Consider the following 18,179-nt stretch of genomic DNA (forward strand, 5'->3'; position numbering starts at 1 on the left):
GTGACAGTTCCATGACAAGCATGTGACGCCATCCCCGAATCGGCTCAATGGCCCAGGAAGTGCTTCCGGTAGCGCGACGGCAGGTCGTCGATGCGCATCAGCATCGGCAGGTCGGCGGTATTGAAGTCCGGATCCCAGGCCGGCGGCCCCAGCACCTTGGCGCCCAGGCGCAGATAGCCGCGGATCAGCGCCGGCGCCTCGACCTCCAGCGCGTCGTCGAGCCGGTGCACCGGCAGCGGCAGGCGCGGCTGGACCTGGTACTGGATCGGCGCCATGTGCGTGGCCGAGAGCTGGCGCCAGATGCTGGCCGCCGCATCGCCGCTGGTGACGCCGTTGTGCCACATCGGAATGCTGGCGCAGCCGATCATCGTGTCGAGCCGGTTCCGGTTCATGAAGCCGGCCAGTGCGCTCCAGAGCGCCAGGATCACGCCGCCCTGGCGATGGTCGGCATGCACGCAGCTGCGGCCGAGCTCGACCATGCGTTCGCGCAGGTCGCGCAGCCGGGTCAGATCGAATTCCGTGTCGCTGTAGGTGCTGCCGACGCGGCGTGCCTGGGCCGGCGTCAGCACGCGGTAGGTGCCGATCACCTGTTGCGTCGCGACATCCCGCACCAGCAGGTGTTCACAGAAATCGTCGAAGATGTCGATGTCGTGGCCGTCCAGCGGCGTCGTGAGGCGGGCGCCCATCTCGCCCGCGAAGACCTGGTAGCGCAGCCGCTGCGCCGCGCGCACGTCGTCCTGGTGGCGCGCCCAGGTGACGCTGATGCCCGACGCCGGCTCGGCGGGTACCGGGTCCGCACGCGGCAGCGGCGCCGGGACAGACACGGCAGTGCGGGTCGCGGGGCTTGGCGCGGGCCAGAGCGCCGCGCGCAGTCCCAGTTGCGAGAACGGAAACGTCGGAGTGGGCAGTTCTTTCATGCGAGACCCTTTCTGCCGCTGGAGTCTGGGCATCCGCAGTGAAACAAGCATGTCAGCGCCATGGCAATTGCATGACGCGCATGACCCGTGCGATCCTGCGTCGTCGTCAAACGCCTCATATTCGTCCCTGGAGTCCTGTTCATGGCCGCCGATACACCGATCCAAGTCGAGACCCGTCGCCACCAGATGTTTCCCGTGCTGAGCGCCGCCGACATCGCGCGCATCCGCCGATTCGGCGAGCTTCGCCGCTATGCGCGCGGCGACTGCCTGTTCCGCGCCGGCGAACCCGGCCCCGGCATGTTCGTCGTGCTCGAGGGCGTGGTGGCGATCAGCCAGCGCGACGGGCTCGGCCATGTGGTGCCCATCGAACGCCAGGGGCCCGGGCAGTTCCTGGCCGAGGTCGCGCAGCTCTCGGGCCGCCCTGCCCTGGTCGACGGCCATGCCGAGGAAGACGTCCAGACCCTGCTGGTGCCGCCCGAACGGCTGCGCGCGCTGATCATTGCCGAAGCCGATCTCGGCGAGCGGCTGGTGCGCGCGATGATCCTGCGCCGCGTGGCCCTGATCGAATCGGGCGCGAGCGGCCCGGTGCTGATCGGCCCGCCGCAATCGGCCGCCGTGATGCGGCTGCAGAACTTCCTGCGCCGCAACGGCCATCCCCATCACGTGGTCGATGCCACGCAGGACAGCGACGCGGCCGCGCTGCTCGAACAGTACGGCGAGGCTGAACTGCTGGTGGTCTGCCCCGATGGCTCCGTGATGGCGAACCCGACCGACAACGCGCTCGCGCGCTGCCTCGGCATGGTCGACACCCTCGAGCATGCCGACCTGTTCGACGTGCTGGTGGTCGGCGCCGGCCCGGCCGGGCTCGCGACCGCGGTGTATGCCGCATCCGAAGGGCTGCGCGTGATCGTGCTCGACTGCCGCTCCTTCGGCGGCCAGGCCGGCGCCAGTGCGCGCATCGAGAACTACCTCGGCTTTCCGACCGGCATCTCGGGCGGCGCACTGGCCGGGCGTGCCTATGTGCAGGCGCAGAAGTTCGGCGTCGAGATGCTGATTCCCGCCGAGGTCGCCTCGCTGGACTGCAGCGCCGCCGATCACGGCGGCGAGCTCGCGGTCCGGTTGACCGATGGCCGGCGCCTGCGCTCGCGCACGGTGGTGATCGCGAGCGGCGCGCACTACCGCCGGCCCGAGGTGCCGCGTCTCGCGGAATTCGAAGGCCGCGGCATCTGGTACTGGGCCTCGGCGATCGAGGCCAAGCTGTGCGCACAACAGGAAGTCGCGCTGGTCGGCGGCGGCAACTCGGCCGGTCAGGCCGCGGTGTTCCTGTCGCAGCAGGCGGCCAAGGTCAACGTGCTGGTGCGCGGCCCTTCGCTGGCCGCCACCATGTCACGCTACCTGATCGACCGCATCGAGGCCACGTCCAACATCGCGCTGCATCCGCACACCGAACTCGTGCACCTGAACGGCGAGCCCGCGACCGGGCTGAACGGCGCGACCTGGCGCAACCGCCTGAACGGCACGCTGGAGGATTGCCCGGCGCGCAACATCTTCCTGTTCATCGGCGCCGTGCCCGAGACGGCCTGGCTCGAGGGCTGCGGTGTCGCGGTCGACAAGCACGGCTTCGTGCTGACCGGCGAGGCCGCGCGCGGCGGATTCCCGGCCCGGCCGGCCGCTGCGCTGGAGACCAGCGTCGCCGGCGTGTTCGCGGTCGGCGACGTGCGCTCGGGCTCGGTCAAGCGCGTCGGCGGCGCGATCGGCGAAGGGGCGGCGGTGGTCGCGCTGATCCACCGGCATCTCGCGCCGACGGCCGCCGCGGCCGCCTGAGCCGCAGCCTGCAGGAAAAGCCGGCCGCCGCTATGCTGGCCGGCCCCTTTCATCACCCATGGAATCCAGCCACATGCCGCAAGCACCCATCGACGCCTATTCCTGGCCCACGCCCAATGGTCACAAGGTCCACATCATGCTCGAGGAGTGCGGCCTGCCCTACCGCGCGCACCCGGTCAACATCGGCAAGGGCGATCAGTTCGAGCCCGGCTTCCTCGCCATCAGCCCCAACAACAAGATCCCCGCGATCACCGATCCGCAAGGACCGGACGGCAAGCCGATTTCGCTCTTCGAGTCCGGCGCGATCCTGGTCTACCTCGCGGGCAAGACCGGCAAGTTCCTGCCCGAGGGCGATCGGGCGCGCTACGAGGTGCTGCAGTGGCTCATGTTCCAGATGGGCAGCGTCGGCCCCATGCTCGGCCAGGCCCATCACTTTCGCATCTACGCGCCGGAGAAGCTCGCCTATGCGATCGACCGCTACAGCAACGAGGCCAAGCGCCTCTACGGCGTGATCGACAAGCAGCTCTCGCGCAACAAGTTCATCGCCGGCAGGACCTATTCGATCGCCGACATCGCGATCTTCCCGTGGCTGCGCAGCTGGGAGAACCAGGGCATCGTGCTGACCGACTACCCGCACCTGAAGGAATGGTTCGACGGCATCGCCGCCCGCCCGGCCGTGCAGCGCGGCGTGCAGGTGCTGGCCGAGCACCGCAAGCCCATTCGCGACGAAAAGGAGCGCGAGATCCTGTTCGGCAAGACGCAATACCAACGCCGCTGAACGAATGGGGCGGGAGATCCCCCGCGCTCAGGCTAGAATCGAAGGCTCGTCGGGGCGTAGCGCAGCCTGGTAGCGCATCTGGTTTGGGACCAGAGGGTCGAAGGTTCGAATCCTTTCGCCCCGACCATCAATTCTTGCTTCTTCTCTTCAGCTCACAGGCAACTGCTCCGGCAGCGGTTCGGCCGGCGGGCTCGGCGGAACCTTCTCCGCTTTGTCGCTGTTCTCCGGCTTGTCCTTGCCGAGGCTGTCGATCATGGCCTCACCCACGGGATCCTTGCCGTCGGAGGGAATCGATTCCTCGAATCCGATCTCGGGCTCCTCGTTCGTGCTGTGCTTTGGCGGCGATGCGGCGGGGGTCTGGTCTGTCATGTCGAGCTCCTTGGCAACCAACATGCGCCGAGGCATGCAACGCCACATCCGGGCAAAGCCACCACCCTTTGTCAGCCGGGACCGACGCGCCAGCGGCTCAACGTAAAATCGCGCCTCCCTGCACTGCCCGTAGCTCAGTTGGATAGAGCACCTGCCTTCTAAGCAGGTTGTCGGGGGTTCGATCCCCTCCGGGCAGGCCATCTCAATCACGAACCCAGCGCACCGAGCAGCAGCCGCTGCGCCGGTTCGAGCCGCGCCGCCAGCTCTTCGCTGACGCCGAACTGCCGAAGCATCGCCCCGACCGGACGGAACGCAACCCGCGTGCGCCCCTCTTCGTCCTGCCGCACCAGCACGCGCAGCGGCAGGTCCAGCGCCGCCTGCGGACAGGCCTGCATGATCGGCGTGCCGCCACGCGCGTGGCCATAGACCAGCACCACGGCCGGCAGCATGTCCATGCCGATCGCGCGCGCGCCTGCCGCGTGGTCGATGCGCGCGAAGATCTGCAGCCCGGCGCCTTCGATGGCCGCGGTCAGCCGTTCGAGCGTGGATGCGAAGTCCGAGGCGCCGATTTGCTCGACCAGTCCGGCTTCGTTCGATGGATTCGTGATGATGTGCTCCTGCGCGCCGGCGGATGTCTCCGGTGCAGACCGCATTATTCAGCCACCACCGCGATGCCGCGGAACTGGCCGGCGGCCGGTGTGCCGGCCACCGGCTTGGGATAGCGCTCCGGGTCCAGCCGATGCAGCAGCTCCGCCTCGCGCGCCCGCGTCAGCGCGAGGTTCGCGAGCTTGACGTGGCCATAGCCGCGGATGTCGAGCGGCAGTGCCGCGATCTGCGCCGCTCGCGCCTGACCACTCGCGCTGAGGCCGGCCATCAGCGCCTCCAGGCGTTGCTCGAACTGCGTGATCAGCGCGCGTTCCAGCCGGCGCTCCTGCGTGTGTCCGAACACATCGAACACCGTGCCGCGCAGGACTTTGCCGCGTGCCAGCCATCCCATCGCCGGCAGCATCCAGCCGCCGAGGCGGATCTTGACGGGTGGCTGGCCATTCTTCGGGCGCGCGATGAAGGGCGGGGCCATGTGGAATTCGAGCCGGACGTCGCCCTCGAACTGCTCGGCCAGCTTGCGGCGGAACTCGCCGTTCGTGTAGAGGCGCGCGACTTCGTACTCGTCCTTGTAGCTCATCAGCTTCTGCAGGCTGCGCGCCGCATTGCGCGTCACGGGCAGCGTGGGGTCGCCGCCCGGCAGCGCGGCCTCGCGCTCGCGCAGCGCGCGGACATGGGCTTCGAAGCGGCGTGCCCAGGCCGCGTTCTGGTAGCCCGTCAGATGGGCCACGCCGCGTGCAATCAGCGCATCGATCGAATCGTCCTGCGCAGCAGTGGCCGGTGTCGCGCGCAGGCGCTCCAGCGCATCCGCGTCCGCCGCAGCGACGCGGCCGAGCGCGAACGCGAGCAGGTTCTCCGGCACGGCGACGCCATTGAGTTCGATCGCGCGCGTCAGCGCCGCGAGACCGAGCGGCAGCAGGCCGCGCTGCCACGCATAGCCCATCGCGAGGATGTTGGCGGCCAGCGTGCCGCCGAGGAATTCTTCCGCCAGGCCTTGTGCATCGAAGGTCTCGACCCGCTCGTCGCCGGCCGCGAAGCGCAGCTTGTCGAGCAGCAGGTCGACATGCAGTTCGGCATCCGGATTGCGCAGCGACTCGGCCACCGGGATCTCGTGCGTGTTCGCGAGGATGCGCGTGCGGCCATGGCGCACCGTCTGCAGCGCATCGGGCGATGCACCGACCACGATATCGCAGGCCAGGATCGCATCGGCCTGCTGGGTGTCGATGCGGACCTGGTTGAGGCGCTCGGGCACGTCGGCCAGGCGCACGAAGCTCAGCACCGCGCCGCCCTTCTGCGCGAAGCCCATGAAGTCGAGCACGCTGGCCGACTTGCCTTCGAGGTGCGCGGCCATCGCGATCACGCTGCCGACCGTGACCACGCCGGTGCCGCCGACACCCGTGACCAGCAGGTCGTAAGGCGCCGTCCAGGTGTGCGCAGCGGGTGTAGTCAAGGCCGCGGCCTGGCGGAAGAAGGCATCGAGATCGCGCGCCAACGCGCCGCTCTTCTTGCGCAGCGCGCCGCCCGTCACGCCGACAAAGCTCGGGCAGAAGCCCTTGGCGCACGAGTAGTCCTTGTTGCAGCTGGTCTGGTCGATCTTGCGCTTGCGCCCGAGTGGCGTCTCGCTCGGCAGCACCGCGACGCAATTGCTCTGCACGCCGCAGTCGCCGCAGCCTTCGCAGACGGCCTCGTTGATGAAGAGGCGTTTCGGAGGATCGAGCAGCTCACCCTTCTTCCGGCGGCGCCGCTTCTCGGCCGCGCAGGTCTGCTCGTAGATCAGCACGGTGACGCCGGCGATCTCGCGCAGGCGGCGCTGCACTGCGTCCAGCTCGGCACGGTCGTGGAACTCGGTGCCGGCCGGGAAGCGTGATTGGATGGCGTCGTACTTGCAGATGTTGTCGCTGACGACCACGACCTGCTTCACGCCTTCGGACTCGACCTGGCGCGCGATCGCATCGACGCTGATCACGCCGTCGACCGGCTGGCCGCCGGTCATCGCGACCGCGTCGTTGAACAGGATCTTGTAGGTGATCGTGGCATTGGCCGCGACTGCCTGCCGGATCGCGAGGTAGCCCGAGTGGTAGTAGGTGCCGTCGCCCAGGTTCTGGAACACGTGCGGCGTGCGCGTGAAGAGCGAATGCGAGACCCAGTCGACACCCTCGCCGCCCATCTGGATCAGCCCGGCCGTGCTGCGGTCCATCCAGTTGGCCATGAAGTGGCAGCCGATGCCGGCACGCGCGGTCGAGCCTTCGGGCACCTTCGTGCTGGTGTTGTGCGGACAGCCGGCGCAGAAGTAAGGCAGGCGCTTGACGCTGTCGCTCGGGTTGGCGAGCAATTCGGGCGGCGTGAAGTCGCGCACGTGCTGCAGGTGGTCGCCGAGGTCCTGGTTGGCCGGAAAATGCGCCGACAGCCAGTGCGCGACCAGCTCGATCAGCCGCGAAGGCCGCAGCTCGCCGAGCGCCGAGACCAGCGGCCGTCCCTCGCGGTCGCGCTTGCCGACCAGCACGGGCCGCGCATCGGCCGGCAGGTTGTAGAACAGTTCGCGCATCTGCGTCTCGACGACGGCGCCCTTCTCTTCGACGATCAGGATCTCGTCGAGTCCGGCCGCGAAGGCCTTGATGCGGCTCTGCTCGATCGGAAAACTCAGGCCCACCTTGTAGAGCCGCACGCCGACGCGCGCCAGTGCCTCGGGCGTGATCTCCAGGCGCCGCAGCACTTCCATCAGGTCGTAGTGGGCCTTGCCGCAGGTGACGATGCCGACCTTCGCATCCGGGCTCTCGATCACGTGGCGGTCGATGCTGTTGACGCGCGCGAAGGCGGCCACCGCGTCGAGCTTGTCGGCCAGGCGCGATTCGATGCGCAGCGAAGGCAGGTCCGGCCAGCGGTAATGCAGGCCGTCGACGGGTTCTCGGTGGCCGGTCGCGGCGCGCACCGCGTCGGCATCGGCCCATGCGGCGACGCGTGCGAGCACGAGGTCGAGGTCGACCGTGCTCGCGCTCTCCACCACCTCCGACAACGCGGCCATGCCGACCCAGGCGCCCGCATAGCGCGACAGCGCATAGCCGTACAGCCCGAACTCCAGGTACTCGGCGACGCATGCCGGCTGCAGCACCGGCATGCTCCATGCGGCCAGCGCCTGGTCGCTCTGGTGCGGCATCGACGAGGAGACGCAGCCATGGTCGTCGCCGGCCACCACCAGCACGCCGCCATGCGGCGACGATCCATAGGCGTTGCCGTGCTTGAGCGCATCGCCGGCGCGATCGACGCCGGGCCCCTTGCCGTACCACATCGCGAACACGCCATCGACGGTGCGCTCCGGGTCCGATTCGACGCGCTGCGTGCCCAGCACCTGCGTCGCCGCAAGCTCCTCGTTGATCGCCGGCACGAAGCGGATACCGGCCTCGCCGAAGCGCGGGCCCGCCTTCCAGATCGCCTGGTCGACCATGCCGAGCGGCGAGCCGCGGTAGCCGCTCACGAAGCCCTGCGTCTTCAGGCCGAGGGCTGCGTCATGCTGGCGCTGCATCAGCATCAGCCGTACCAGCGCCTGCGTGCCGGTGAGGAAGATGGCGCCCGAAGAGGCCCAGAGGTTGTCGGAGAGCTGGTAGTCGGAACGATGCAATTCGTTCGGGCGCGCGGGCGCCTCGGCGAGGGAGTTCATACGCAGGATTCTTGGCCCGCACCCTGAGTAAAAGCTTCTTCAATACACTGGCAACAACCCCTTCTTCGAGAATCAAATTCTCCGATCGCACGATGAAAGACGAATCCATCCTTCTCGACTCGTACTCGCTGAAGATTCTTTTCGAATTGCAGCGCGACGCCCGCCAGACGGTGCAGCAGATCTCGGAGGCGGTCGGGCTGTCGGCGACGCCGTGCTGGCGCCGCATCAAGGACATGGAGGCCGCGGGCGTGATCCGCGGCTACACGGTGGTGATCGATCCGGAGAAGGTCGGGCTCAACCTGTCGGCCGTGACCGAGGTCAACATCGACCGGCACGGCGAGACGCAGGTGCGCGCGTTCGAGGAAGCGGTGGCCGCCAGCCCGCAGATCGTGCGCTGCGTCTCGGCCACCGGCCCGGCGGACTACATCCTCACCGTGCTGGTGCCGGACATCAAGCACTACGAGCAGTTCCTGCACACGACGCTGTTCCAGCTGTCGGGTGTCACGCACGTGCGCTCGGCGATCGTGCTGCGCGAGGTGAAGGCAGGCGCGAGCCTGCCGATTCCCGGAGGGCCCGCGGCCTAGTGCGGCGTGCCGCCGGTGATGCCGGCCATGCCGGTCGACTGGCCGATGGCCTCGGTGCCGGCCGGATGTGCAGCCGCCACTGCGCCTGCGTAGACGTCCGCCCTCGACACCATCGAGGTCGCCATCGGCGCGGCGGTCGATTGGCCGATGGCCTCGGTGCCGGCCGGATGCGCAGCCGCGGCAGCGCCCTGGCTCACCTCGTCGCTCGAGATCGTCGAATTCATCATCGGCGCGCCGGTCGACTGGCCGATCGCTTCGGTGCCGCTCGGATGGGCGGCCGAGACGGCACCCTTGTAGACCTCGTCGCTGTACGACGACGATTGCGCGCTGGCAGTGATGGAGCCGAATGCGGCCAGGGCGACACAGCCGCCGAAGGCCAGGGCTTTGAGTGAAGTGTGCATAAGGATCTCCTTGAGAATCTCGGTTCTGCCCCGCACGGCACGAACGCCGTACGGAGGACCTGCTGGCACTCTAGGCAGCCAGAATGAGCCGGGAATGAGGGGAGACTTAGCCCAGAATGAGCGCCGCGGTCCGGACGGTCGTGCGGGAAAATCCTAGCGTGCTTGATGAAGACCGCCTACGGCCTTCGAGGACGCCGCAGCTATCCTGTCGGCAGCGGCTGCGCAGATGACGAGGTATCTTCAATGGCACTGGAACTGACCGAGCGGGAAACTTTCGCAGGCGTTCTCGCGACGCTCGTGCAGGATCGCTGCGCCACCAGCGGCGCGGCCAGGACCTCGCGCACGGGCCTGCAGGCCACGGTGCCGGTGGACGAACGGCCCTCCATACGCCGCGGCCTCGACGCGCTGATCGAGCATGGCGTGCTGGTCATGAGCGGCGAGGACATCGGCTTCACCGCGCAGGGCAAGGCCTTCGCGGCCTACGTCCAGAACGCCCAGGGCGAGCGCAACCCGAGGAACGCCGCTACCCTGGCCTCGACGCTGTCGGCGATCGACAAGGACGAGCGCTTCGCGCCGCACCGGCCGATCGAGGACATCCGCACGCTCCCCGCGCGCCTGGAGGCCTACCGCGCCGTCACCCAGCCGCGGCTGTCGAAGGGCTGGGTCGTGCTGGGCGCGCTGGCCACGGCGGTGGCGGCCTTCGCCCTGCTGCGTTGACGCCATGGTCGGCGACGACATCCCGAACCCGGTACCTCCGCGCGGCGAAGCCGCGATCAACATCGTCGCGCTCCTTCTGCTGCTCATGGGCCTGGGCGTGGCCGGCGGCGGCATCTGGCTCGCGGTGCTGCAGGGCAGCGGCTACTACGTGGCGGCAGGCGCCGGACTGCTGGCCACGGGCTGGCTGCTGATGCGGCGCCAGCCGGCAGCGCTGTGGGTCTATGCGCTGCTCTTCGGCGCCTCGCTGGTGTGGTCCGTGTGGGAGGCGGGCCTCGACTGGTGGCCGCTGGCCGCACGGCTCGACGTGCTGTTCGTGTTCGGCCTGCTGCTGCTGACGCCGTGGGTGACGCAGCGGCTGGTCCACGACGTGCCGGGGCAGGCCGATCCGGCGCCGGTCTCGCTGCGCCGCGACGGCGGCCTCGCGCTCGCCATGGCGCTGGTGCTGTTCGTGGTCGTGGCGGTGCTGTCCTGGACGCGCGATCCGCACGAGATCATCGGGCAGCTGCCCGGCGCGGCGGGCAACGCCACGCCCGCGCTCGGCGGCCCCGAGGATGTGGTGCCGCCCGGCGAATGGCATGCCTATGGCCGCACCGGTTATGGCCAACGCTATTCGCCGCTCGGCGAGATCACGCCGGCCAATGTGGACCAGCTGCAGGTCGCCTGGCAGATCCAGACCGGCGACCTGCGCGGCCGCAGCGGCGACCCCGAAGAGACGACCGACGAGGTGACGCCGCTCAAGGTGGGCGAGCGGCTGTTCCTGTGCACGCCGCACCAGTCGGTGATCGCGCTCGACGCCACCACGGGCGCGCAGCTGTGGCGCTACGACCCGAAGATCCAGGGCAAGCTGGCGCTGCAGCACCTGACCTGCCGCGGCCTGTCGTACCAGCCGCCGCGCAGCGAGGCAACGCCGACGGTGCAGGCCGCGGCGACGGCACCGGCCGAGCCGGCATCCGCGCCGGCGCCCGCTGCCGAACCGGCATCCGCGTCCGCGCCCGCATCCGAACCTGCCCCCTCGCCACCCGCACCGCCCGAGCTCGCCACGTCCGGCCAGGCCGCGCAGCCGGTGGCCGCGGACAGCGGCCATGCGATCGACCACTGCCCGGCCCGGCTCTTCATGCCGACCGCGGACGGCCGCCTCATTGCACTCGATCCCGACACGGGCGCCGTCTGCAAGGACTTCGGCGGCGGCAAGGGCCAGATCGACCTGTGGGCGCACATGCCCAATCTCGACCCGGGCTCCTACTATTCGACCTCGCCGGTGGTGGTCACGCGCAAGCTGCTGATCGTCGGCGGCACCGTGCTCGACAACCTGTCGACGCATGAACAGTCCGGCGTGATCCGCGCCTTCGACATCGACACCGGCGCGCTGGTGTGGAACTGGGATTCCGGCAACCCTGACAGCACCGAGCCGATCGCGCCGGGGCAGACCTACACCGTCAACTCGCCCAACAGCTGGTCGATCGCGAGCGTCGACGAAGCGCTGGGCATGGTCTACCTGCCGATGGGCAACCAGCCGCCCGATCAATGGGGCGGCCGGCGCAGCCCTGCGGTCGAAAACTATTCGTCGTCGGTGGTCGCGCTCGACCTCGCGAACGGCAAGGTGCGCTGGCGCTTCCAGACCGTGCACCACGACCTGTGGGACTACGACGTGCCGGCACAGCCGACGCTGTTCGACCTCACGGTCAACGGCGCCACCGTGCCGGCGCTGGTACAGCCGACCAAGCAGGGCGAACTCTTCGTGCTCGACCGCCGCACCGGCACGCCGCTGCTGCCGGTCACCGAGACGCCGGCACCGCAGGGCGCGGCACAGGGCGACCATTCGGCGCCGACGCAGCCGCGCTCGGCGCTGTCCTTCGATCCACCCCCGCTCAGCGGCCGCCAGATGTGGGGCGTCACGATGTTCGACCAGCTCGCCTGCCGCATCGCCTTCCAGCGGCTGCGCTACGAGGGCCGCTTCACGCCGCCCTCGGTGCAGGGCTCGCTGATCTACCCGGGCAACTTCGGCACCTTCAACTGGGGCGGCATCGCGGTCGATCCGACGCGCCAGGCTGCCTTCACCACGCCCACCTACCTGGCCTTCGTGTCGAAGCTGGTGCCGCGGCCGGACGACAAGGCGCTGATGGTCCAGGACAAGGGGCCGCCGCAAGGCAGCCTGCCGGCGCTCAACGAGAACTTCGGCGCACCCTTCGCGGTGAAGCTCAGTCCCTTCGTCTCGCCGATCGGCATCCCGTGCCAGGCGCCGCCGTGGGGCTATGTCGCAGGCGTCGACCTGCGCACCGGCCGCATCGCATGGAAGCACCGCAACGGCACGGTGCGCGACCTGTCGCCCGTGCCGCTGCCGTTTCGCATGGGCGTGCCGAACCTGGGCGGCCCGGTGATGACGGCCGGCGGCGTGGCCTTTCTCTCGGGCACGCTCGACAACTACGTGCGCGGCTACGAGATCGCGAGCGGACGCGAGCTGTGGCGCAGCCGCCTGCCCGCGGGCGGCCAGGCCACGCCGATGACCTACACCGGCGCCGATGGCCGCCAGTACCTGCTGGTGGTCGCCGGCGGGCACGGCTCGACGGGCACCAAGGCGGGTGACTCGGTGATCGCGTACGCGTTGCCGAAGCGCTAGCACCACACGCCACGCGCCGTGCGAGACTGTGCCCCTCGCATGCCGGACGACAGCCCATGAACGCGCTCCCGTTGATCGACATCGCCGCACTGGTCGCCGCCACCCCGGCGCGCGCCGCGGTGGCCGCCGAGATCGGCGCCGCCTGCCGCGCGCACGGCTTCTTCTATGCCATCGGCCACGGCGTGGATCCGGCGCTGACGCATCGGCTCGAAACACTGAGCCGCCGCTTCTTCGCGCTCGACGAGGCGACCAAGATGCGCTGGCGCATGGCGCTCGGCGGCCGGGCCTGGCGCGGCTACTTTCCGCTCGGCGGCGAACTCACCTCGGGCCGGCCCGACTGGAAGGAAGGCCTCTACCTCGGTACCGAGCTTGCGGACGACCATCCCCTCGTGCGGGCCCGCACGCCCGTGCATGGCCGCAACCTCATTCCCGACATCGAGGGCTTCGGGCAGACCCTGCTCGACTACATGGATGCCGTCACGCAACTGGGCCATCGCCTGATGGAAGGCATCGCGCTGAGCCTCGGGCTCGAGGCCGGCTATTTCCACGACCGCTACACGGCCGAGCCGCTGATCCTCTTTCGCCTCTTCAACTATCCGACGCAGCCGGTACCGGCCGGACTCGATGTGGCATGGGGCGTCGGCGAGCACACCGACTACGGCCTGCTCACCCTCCTGCATCAGGACGACATCGGTGGCCTGCAGGTGCGCACCGCCGCGAGCTGGGTCGATGCCACGCCGGTGCCGGGCGCCTTCGTCATCAACATCGGCGACATGCTCGACCGCATGACCGGCGGCCTGTACCGCTCGACGCCGCACCGCGTGGTGCGCAACACCTCGGGCCGCGACCGGCTGTCCTTTCCGCTCTTCTTCGATCCGAACTTCGAGGCCCGCGTGGCCCGCATCGAAGGGCTGCCCGGCGGCCATGCCGAGGACGACAGTGCGCTGCGCTGGGATCGCGCCAACGTGCATGCATTCAACGGCCGCTACGGGGACTATCTGCTGGACAAGGTATCGAAGGTGTTTCCGCAGCTGGTGCGCGAAGTCCTGTGAAGCATGGCTGCGCGGGATCCTTCCGGCAAGCGGCGAGCGGCCGGCCTCGAACCTACCTGACGCGCTGAAGCATCGGCTGCCGGTGCACCGCGACGATGGAAATGGTCCTCGCCGCCGGATCGATGCGGATGCGGTCGCCCGTCCCGATCAGCGTCAACGCGTCCGACGACCAGCCTTCGGTGATCGCCATGCCGGCCAGCACGGCGCCCTGCACCATCACCGGGTTGAGCCGGCCGAACACCAATGCCTTCGGCGCGATGCCCTTGTGCAGCATGTCGAGAAAGGCCCATCCGCCGGCCACCCCGCCCTTCACGGTCGGGATGACGAGGATCCGATCGATCACGGACTCTCCTTCCGCGCTGTGACCGATGCGGGAGATGACGCCCGTCGTGCGGTCCAGGTCGTAGCGCGGGCTGAAGCCTTCCCGCATCACCAGCGCCTCGCCCTCGACCACCGGACCCCAGGCCCTCCTGACTTCGATGCGCGCGTTCACTTGAGTTCTCCCGTGCATGCGATGTCCACGCAGTCGGCGGTGCGGCGCAGCACGGTGTTGAACCGGTGCGCCGTGATGGTGTTGACCAGCTTGCCCGAGTTGGAGATCAGGTTCGTCCAGTCGTTCTCCTGCCGGATGCTGGACAGCCGCTGCAGGATGTAGAAACACACGCCCTGGAGCAGCCTGACCCCCGCCGCCTCGAGCGTGTCGACGTAGCCCAGTCGCTTGGCATCGCTGTACACCGCATGGTTGGTGGTGACGAATGCGTGCATGCCCGGCGCAACCTTGCGGCCGCTGAACAGCTGCGCCATCGTCTGCATCTCGAAGATCGACAGCTGCGGCGCCGAGAACACCACGATGTTGTGCGCGCCGTCGACGTATCTGTAGGCCTGGTACACGGCATCCAGATCGGCCTGCGTGACCGTGATCTCGGAGGTCGGCAGCTTGCCGCCGAAGGCCGCCTCGGCGCTCGGCGCTTCGGGCGTGACGCCGACCATGTGGAACATCGCCATCGAGCCATAGCTGGCCAGCGATGCACCCAGGTGCTTGAGCGCATCCGACGAGGGCGTTTCCTTGACGCCCTGGATCACCGGCACGGCGAAATAGTCCTGGTTCGGATGCCCGATGATCTTGCCCAGCGCGCCCCAGTCGGCCAGGTCCGTCATCTTCGCCTGCAGGTCGACCGAGAGCGTTCCGCGGCGAGCCTCGTCGAGGTGGAATCCATAGGCCGGCGTGCGCCCGGTCACGGCCGCCGCGAAGCTGGCGTTGCCCGCCTCGTAGTTGGTGCGGGCGCCGAACACCGAATTCGCGTAGATCACCGTCCCCGTATCGCCCCAGGCCACGTGCTCGCCGATCTTGGGCTGGTAGACGGTCTGGTAGTTGATGCAGGTGTCGGTGGTGGCGACGCGCATGTCGCGCAGGCGCACGATGATCTCGCGCTCCTTCACCATGTCGGCCGGGTCCTGGCGCAGCTCGTCGACAGTGTCGAAGTGCATGCAGCGCGCGTTGCTCGAAGTCGGCACGGCGCACTGCGCGTGGTGCTCGGACATCTCGCGCAGGTGCGCGAGGCCGCCTTCGCCCATCACCTCGATGTCGCCCATGACGTGCGCGTTGGTGATGGGAACGAAGTGCCGCGCGCCGAAGAAGTTGCCGACCTCGATCTGGAACTGGATGGCCTTCTGCACGGCCTTGCCGCGCTCGCCGCGCAGCATGGCGAGTTCGTCGGCGTTCAACTTCATGGACCCGGTGTCCGGTGTTTCGGTGTTCATAGCGATGGTGAGGCGATGGCGTTGAGGTTTACTTGCAGTCCTTGTCGAGGTATTCGCGGATGTACCTGTCATCGACCGCCTCGGCGATCGTGGCGCGCGAGATCGGCTGCGTGATCGCCTTCGCCTCGCGCAGCGCTTCGCCCGCGACGAACAGCTTCTCGGTCAGGCCGGCCGACTTGTTGGACAAGGTCCACGGCGAATCGGGCTTGAGCTGCGATTCGATGGACGGGATCAGCAGCGTCTCGTAGGTTTCCTTGGCCGTCTTGTAGGGAATGTTGAAGGCTTCCTGCATGGTTCGGATCGCATGCTCCGGATCCTTGCGCGCCGCCTCCATCGCCAGCGCCTGCACCTTCACCAGCTTGCAGCCCACCGACGGATTCGTCTTCAGGAAATCAGGGCGGATCGCCACCGTCGTGGCGCACACGCCGCCGTCCTTCATGAAGTCCTTGTCCCAGTTGACGATCTTGTAGCCGGCATCGCGCCACAGCAGGTTCCACGGGCCCCACATGAAGGCGGAGTCGATCTGGCCGTTCTGCAGCGCCGTCTGCATCAGGTTCGGCGCCAGGTTCGAGGCGTGCAGCGCCGAGCGCTGCGTGCCGGCCGCACGCGCCGCGAGAACCATCGACACCTCCGAGCAGGTGGCGGTCGACGCGCCGATGTTCTTGCTCTTGGCGATGTCCTTGTAGCTCTCGATGCCGCTCGCGGGATTGACCACGTAGGCCATCTGGCTCGACGAATCCAGCGGCACCAGCACGAACTTCAGCGGGATGCCCTGCCCCAGCATGAACAGCGTCGCGAGGCCGGTCCAGGCGACGTCGAGGCTGCCGCTCTTCATGCCCGCGATCAGCGGTGCGCCGGACTGGAACATGAAGAACTTGGGTGCGAGCCCGACCTTCTCGAACAGCTTGAGGTCACGCGCGATGTAGGCGGGCCAGTAGTTGGAGATCGGCAAGCCGATGTTCACCGGCGTGAGTGCGCCGTCCGGCGGCGCGGCGGCAGGCTGAGCCTGGACCTGTGGCATCACCGACGCGGCGGCCAGCGCCGTGACGGCCATCAATTGGCGAACGAATCTGCTGAACATGGTTGTCTCCTTCTTTGTGTATGCCTCTGGCGGCGTTTGCATGAATGGGGCTAGGACTTCCGGGCGTGCACGTCGTCGAGCGCGACGCTCAGCTGATAGACGTCGGGTCGCAGGAAGTGGGTCGTCATCTCGACCGGGTTGCCGTCGGTGTCGCGCGTGATGCGCTCCAGCACCAGCAGGAAGGTGCTTTGCGACAGCTCCAGCTTCTGGCTCAGCTCCGGCGTGGGCTGGCGGCAACTGACCAGGAACTCCGCGCGCGACAGCGAGATGCGCAGCTTCTTGGACAGCACGTTGTAGAGCGGCTGCGCCTCGACATCCGACTGGCTGAGCTTGCGGCCGAGGTGATGCGGCAGATCGATGCGGGTGACCGCGTGCGGAATGCCGCCCGACACATACAGCCGCTGATAGGACAGCACCGGCTTGTCCCAGGCCTGGAGCGCATCCGGAAGGCTGGGCGCATCGACCCAGCCGAAATGAATGAGCTCGGTGTGAAGGTCTTCCCCGGCGTTGCGGAAGGTCTCCATGAAAGGCGCGAGCCGGTCGATCGAATGGACGATCTTCGGCGTCGGCCGTGCCATGAAGGTGCCCTTGCCCTGCCGGCGCGTGAGCACGCCTTCGTCCACGAGTTGCTGGACCGCCTTGCGCACCGTGGAGCGGCTGACGGAGAACACCTCGACCAGTTCGGCCTCGGTGGGCAGTTGCTGGCCCACCGCCATGTTCGCCACCAGGTGGCCGCGCAGCCGGTCGGTGACTTGCTCATAGAGAGAGCGGTCGCTTTCGCGTTCGAGGTTTTCGAGCAGGGCATTCATCTGTCTGTCTTTCTCAAATCTGCTTGCATTGCCGAATATGTTTGCTATGATGTGCATACAATAGCAGACAACTTAGAAGTTCGCAAGCCCAAACCCTCTGAACGGAGCAATGAAGATGGAGACAGTCGAGACCCTTGCCCGCGCCCCGGACGGCCGCCCGCCTTCGGGCGGTTCCAGCATTTCCTTTCGCGGCGTGACCAAGCGCTATCCCGGCGCCAAAGGCAGCACCGGCGCCACGCTGGCGCTGGATGACTTCAACCTGGAGATCGCCAGTTCCGAGATCTTCTCCATCGTCGGTCCCACCGGCTGCGGCAAGTCGACCGCATTGAATCTGGTGGCCGGCTTCGAAGCCGTCAGCGCCGGCGGCGTCTACGCAGGCAACCACGCCGTCAGCGAGCCGGGCATGGACCGCGCGGTGGTGTTCCAGCACCCTTCCCTGTTTCCGTGGCTTAGCGTGATGGACAACGTGACGCTGGGCCTGAAGTGCCGCGGCGTCTGCGCCGCCGAACGCGAAGCCCGCGCCACGCACCTGCTGCGCGAGGTCGGCCTCAGCGGCTTCGAGCGCCACTATCCCTACCAGCTGTCCGGCGGCATGCAGCAGCGCGTGCAGATCGCGCGTGCGCTCATCAGCGAACCCAGGGTCCTCCTGATGGACGAGCCCTTCGGCGCACTGGACTACCAGACGCGGCTGATGATGCAGCGCCTGCTGCTCGATCTGTGGAAGGTGTTCCGGCCGACCATCTTCTTCATCACGCACGACGTGGCCGAGGCGATCTACATCTCCGATCACGTCGTGGTCATGACGGGCCGGCCCGGCAAGGTGAAGGTCAAGATCGAAGTCACCGAGCCCAAGCCGCGCAGCTACCAGTTCCTCAGCTCCCCGGAGTTCGTGGCCTTGCAGGCCAAGCTGCTCGAGGCCGTGCAGCAGGCCGCGGACGCCGTGCACGGCGGCGCCCGCAGCGCCGATCGCCGCATGGAGGTGCACTGATCATGAGAAACACGTCCTCCGCC

16 protein-coding genes and 2 tRNA genes are annotated in these 18,179 nt (G+C 68.2%); 9 read left to right on the forward strand and 9 right to left on the reverse strand.

Going from position 1 to position 18,179, the window contains the following annotated elements; genetic code table 11:
- Positions 1-44: 44 nt before the first annotated feature.
- Positions 45-917 carry a GNAT family N-acetyltransferase gene (locus E5P2_RS14840; protein ID WP_162567901.1) on the reverse strand — a complete coding sequence of 291 codons (873 nt, stop codon included), beginning with the start codon at positions 915-917 and terminating at the stop codon, positions 45-47.
- Between the two features lie 141 nt (positions 918-1,058).
- On the opposite strand from E5P2_RS14840, the gene E5P2_RS38150 reads away from it, so the two are divergent.
- The 3 genes from E5P2_RS38150 (at position 1,059) to E5P2_RS14855 (ending at position 3,646) form a co-directional block, all read left to right on the forward strand.
- Positions 1,059-2,741: an FAD-dependent oxidoreductase gene (locus E5P2_RS38150; protein ID WP_162567902.1), complete on the forward strand. Its 1,683-nt coding sequence runs from the start codon at positions 1,059-1,061 to the stop codon at positions 2,739-2,741.
- 73 nt (positions 2,742-2,814) lie between these two features.
- Entirely contained in the window at positions 2,815-3,519 is a 705-nt protein-coding gene (locus E5P2_RS14850) for a glutathione binding-like protein (RefSeq protein WP_162567903.1), read from the forward strand.
- A 50-nt stretch (positions 3,520-3,569) separates the two neighbouring features.
- Positions 3,570-3,646: transfer RNA gene (locus E5P2_RS14855), tRNA-Pro, on the forward strand.
- Between the two features lie 20 nt (positions 3,647-3,666).
- Here E5P2_RS14855 and E5P2_RS14860 read toward each other — a convergent pair.
- Entirely contained in the window at positions 3,667-3,888 is a 222-nt protein-coding gene (locus E5P2_RS14860) for a hypothetical protein (RefSeq protein ID WP_162567904.1), read from the reverse strand.
- A gap of 123 nt (positions 3,889-4,011) precedes the next feature.
- Between E5P2_RS14860 and E5P2_RS14865 the strand changes: the two genes are divergently transcribed.
- Positions 4,012-4,088 (forward strand) — tRNA-Arg (locus E5P2_RS14865).
- Between the two features lie 6 nt (positions 4,089-4,094).
- Here E5P2_RS14865 and E5P2_RS14870 read toward each other — a convergent pair.
- Both E5P2_RS14870 and E5P2_RS14875 read right to left on the reverse strand, forming a co-directional pair.
- Positions 4,095-4,541 carry a DUF302 domain-containing protein gene (locus E5P2_RS14870; RefSeq protein WP_162567905.1) on the reverse strand — a complete coding sequence of 149 codons (447 nt, stop codon included), beginning with the start codon at positions 4,539-4,541 and terminating at the stop codon, positions 4,095-4,097.
- Positions 4,541-8,146: an indolepyruvate ferredoxin oxidoreductase family protein gene (locus E5P2_RS14875; RefSeq protein ID WP_162567906.1), complete on the reverse strand. Its 3,606-nt coding sequence runs from the start codon at positions 8,144-8,146 to the stop codon at positions 4,541-4,543. The genes E5P2_RS14870 and E5P2_RS14875 overlap by 1 nt, the downstream gene beginning before the upstream one ends.
- Positions 8,147-8,238: 92 nt before the next feature.
- Here E5P2_RS14875 and E5P2_RS14880 point away from each other — a divergent pair, with 92 nt between their 5' ends.
- On the forward strand, positions 8,239-8,730 hold the full coding sequence (locus tag E5P2_RS14880) for an Lrp/AsnC family transcriptional regulator (RefSeq protein WP_162567907.1): 492 nt from the start codon (positions 8,239-8,241) through the stop codon (positions 8,728-8,730).
- Here E5P2_RS14880 and E5P2_RS14885 read toward each other — a convergent pair.
- Positions 8,727-9,131 (reverse strand): hypothetical protein, encoded by a 405-nt coding sequence (locus E5P2_RS14885; protein WP_232077072.1) that lies wholly within the window; start codon positions 9,129-9,131, stop codon positions 8,727-8,729. The two genes, E5P2_RS14880 and E5P2_RS14885, sit on opposite strands and share 4 nt — an antisense overlap.
- A gap of 243 nt (positions 9,132-9,374) precedes the next feature.
- On the opposite strand from E5P2_RS14885, the gene E5P2_RS14890 reads away from it, so the two are divergent.
- The 3 genes from E5P2_RS14890 (at position 9,375) to E5P2_RS14900 (ending at position 13,517) form a co-directional block, all read left to right on the forward strand.
- Positions 9,375-9,848, forward strand: coding sequence for a hypothetical protein (locus E5P2_RS14890; RefSeq protein ID WP_162567908.1), 474 nt, complete (start codon positions 9,375-9,377; stop codon positions 9,846-9,848).
- Between the two features lie 85 nt (positions 9,849-9,933).
- Entirely contained in the window at positions 9,934-12,465 is a 2,532-nt protein-coding gene (locus tag E5P2_RS14895) for a membrane-bound PQQ-dependent dehydrogenase, glucose/quinate/shikimate family (protein ID WP_232080913.1), read from the forward strand.
- 56 nt (positions 12,466-12,521) lie between these two features.
- Positions 12,522-13,517, forward strand: a complete 996-nt coding sequence (locus E5P2_RS14900) for an isopenicillin N synthase family dioxygenase (RefSeq protein WP_162567910.1) — start codon at positions 12,522-12,524, stop codon at positions 13,515-13,517.
- 52 nt (positions 13,518-13,569) lie between these two features.
- Here E5P2_RS14900 and E5P2_RS14905 read toward each other — a convergent pair whose 3' ends face one another.
- Genes E5P2_RS14905 through E5P2_RS14920 form a run of 4 tightly spaced genes read right to left on the reverse strand, consistent with a single transcriptional unit; the run spans position 13,570 to position 17,168 of the window.
- On the reverse strand, positions 13,570-13,947 hold the full coding sequence (locus E5P2_RS14905) for an aconitase X swivel domain-containing protein (RefSeq protein WP_332107568.1): 378 nt from the start codon (positions 13,945-13,947) through the stop codon (positions 13,570-13,572).
- Positions 13,948-14,006: 59 nt separating this feature from the next.
- Positions 14,007-15,248 carry an aconitase X gene (locus E5P2_RS14910; RefSeq protein ID WP_162567912.1) on the reverse strand — a complete coding sequence of 414 codons (1,242 nt, stop codon included), beginning with the start codon at positions 15,246-15,248 and terminating at the stop codon, positions 14,007-14,009.
- Positions 15,249-15,306: 58 nt separating this feature from the next.
- Positions 15,307-16,359 carry an ABC transporter substrate-binding protein gene (locus tag E5P2_RS14915; protein ID WP_162567913.1) on the reverse strand — a complete coding sequence of 351 codons (1,053 nt, stop codon included), beginning with the start codon at positions 16,357-16,359 and terminating at the stop codon, positions 15,307-15,309.
- Between the two features lie 50 nt (positions 16,360-16,409).
- Positions 16,410-17,168, reverse strand: a complete 759-nt coding sequence (locus E5P2_RS14920) for a GntR family transcriptional regulator (RefSeq protein WP_162567914.1) — start codon at positions 17,166-17,168, stop codon at positions 16,410-16,412.
- Positions 17,169-17,283: 115 nt separating this feature from the next.
- Between E5P2_RS14920 and E5P2_RS14925 the strand changes: the two genes are divergently transcribed.
- Positions 17,284-18,156 carry an ABC transporter ATP-binding protein gene (locus E5P2_RS14925; RefSeq protein WP_232080709.1) on the forward strand — a complete coding sequence of 291 codons (873 nt, stop codon included), beginning with the start codon at positions 17,284-17,286 and terminating at the stop codon, positions 18,154-18,156.
- Positions 18,157-18,179: the final 23 nt, after the last annotated feature.

The sequence above is a fragment of the Variovorax sp. SRS16 genome (assembly GCF_901827165.1).
Lineage (GTDB): Bacteria > Pseudomonadota > Gammaproteobacteria > Burkholderiales > Burkholderiaceae_C > Variovorax.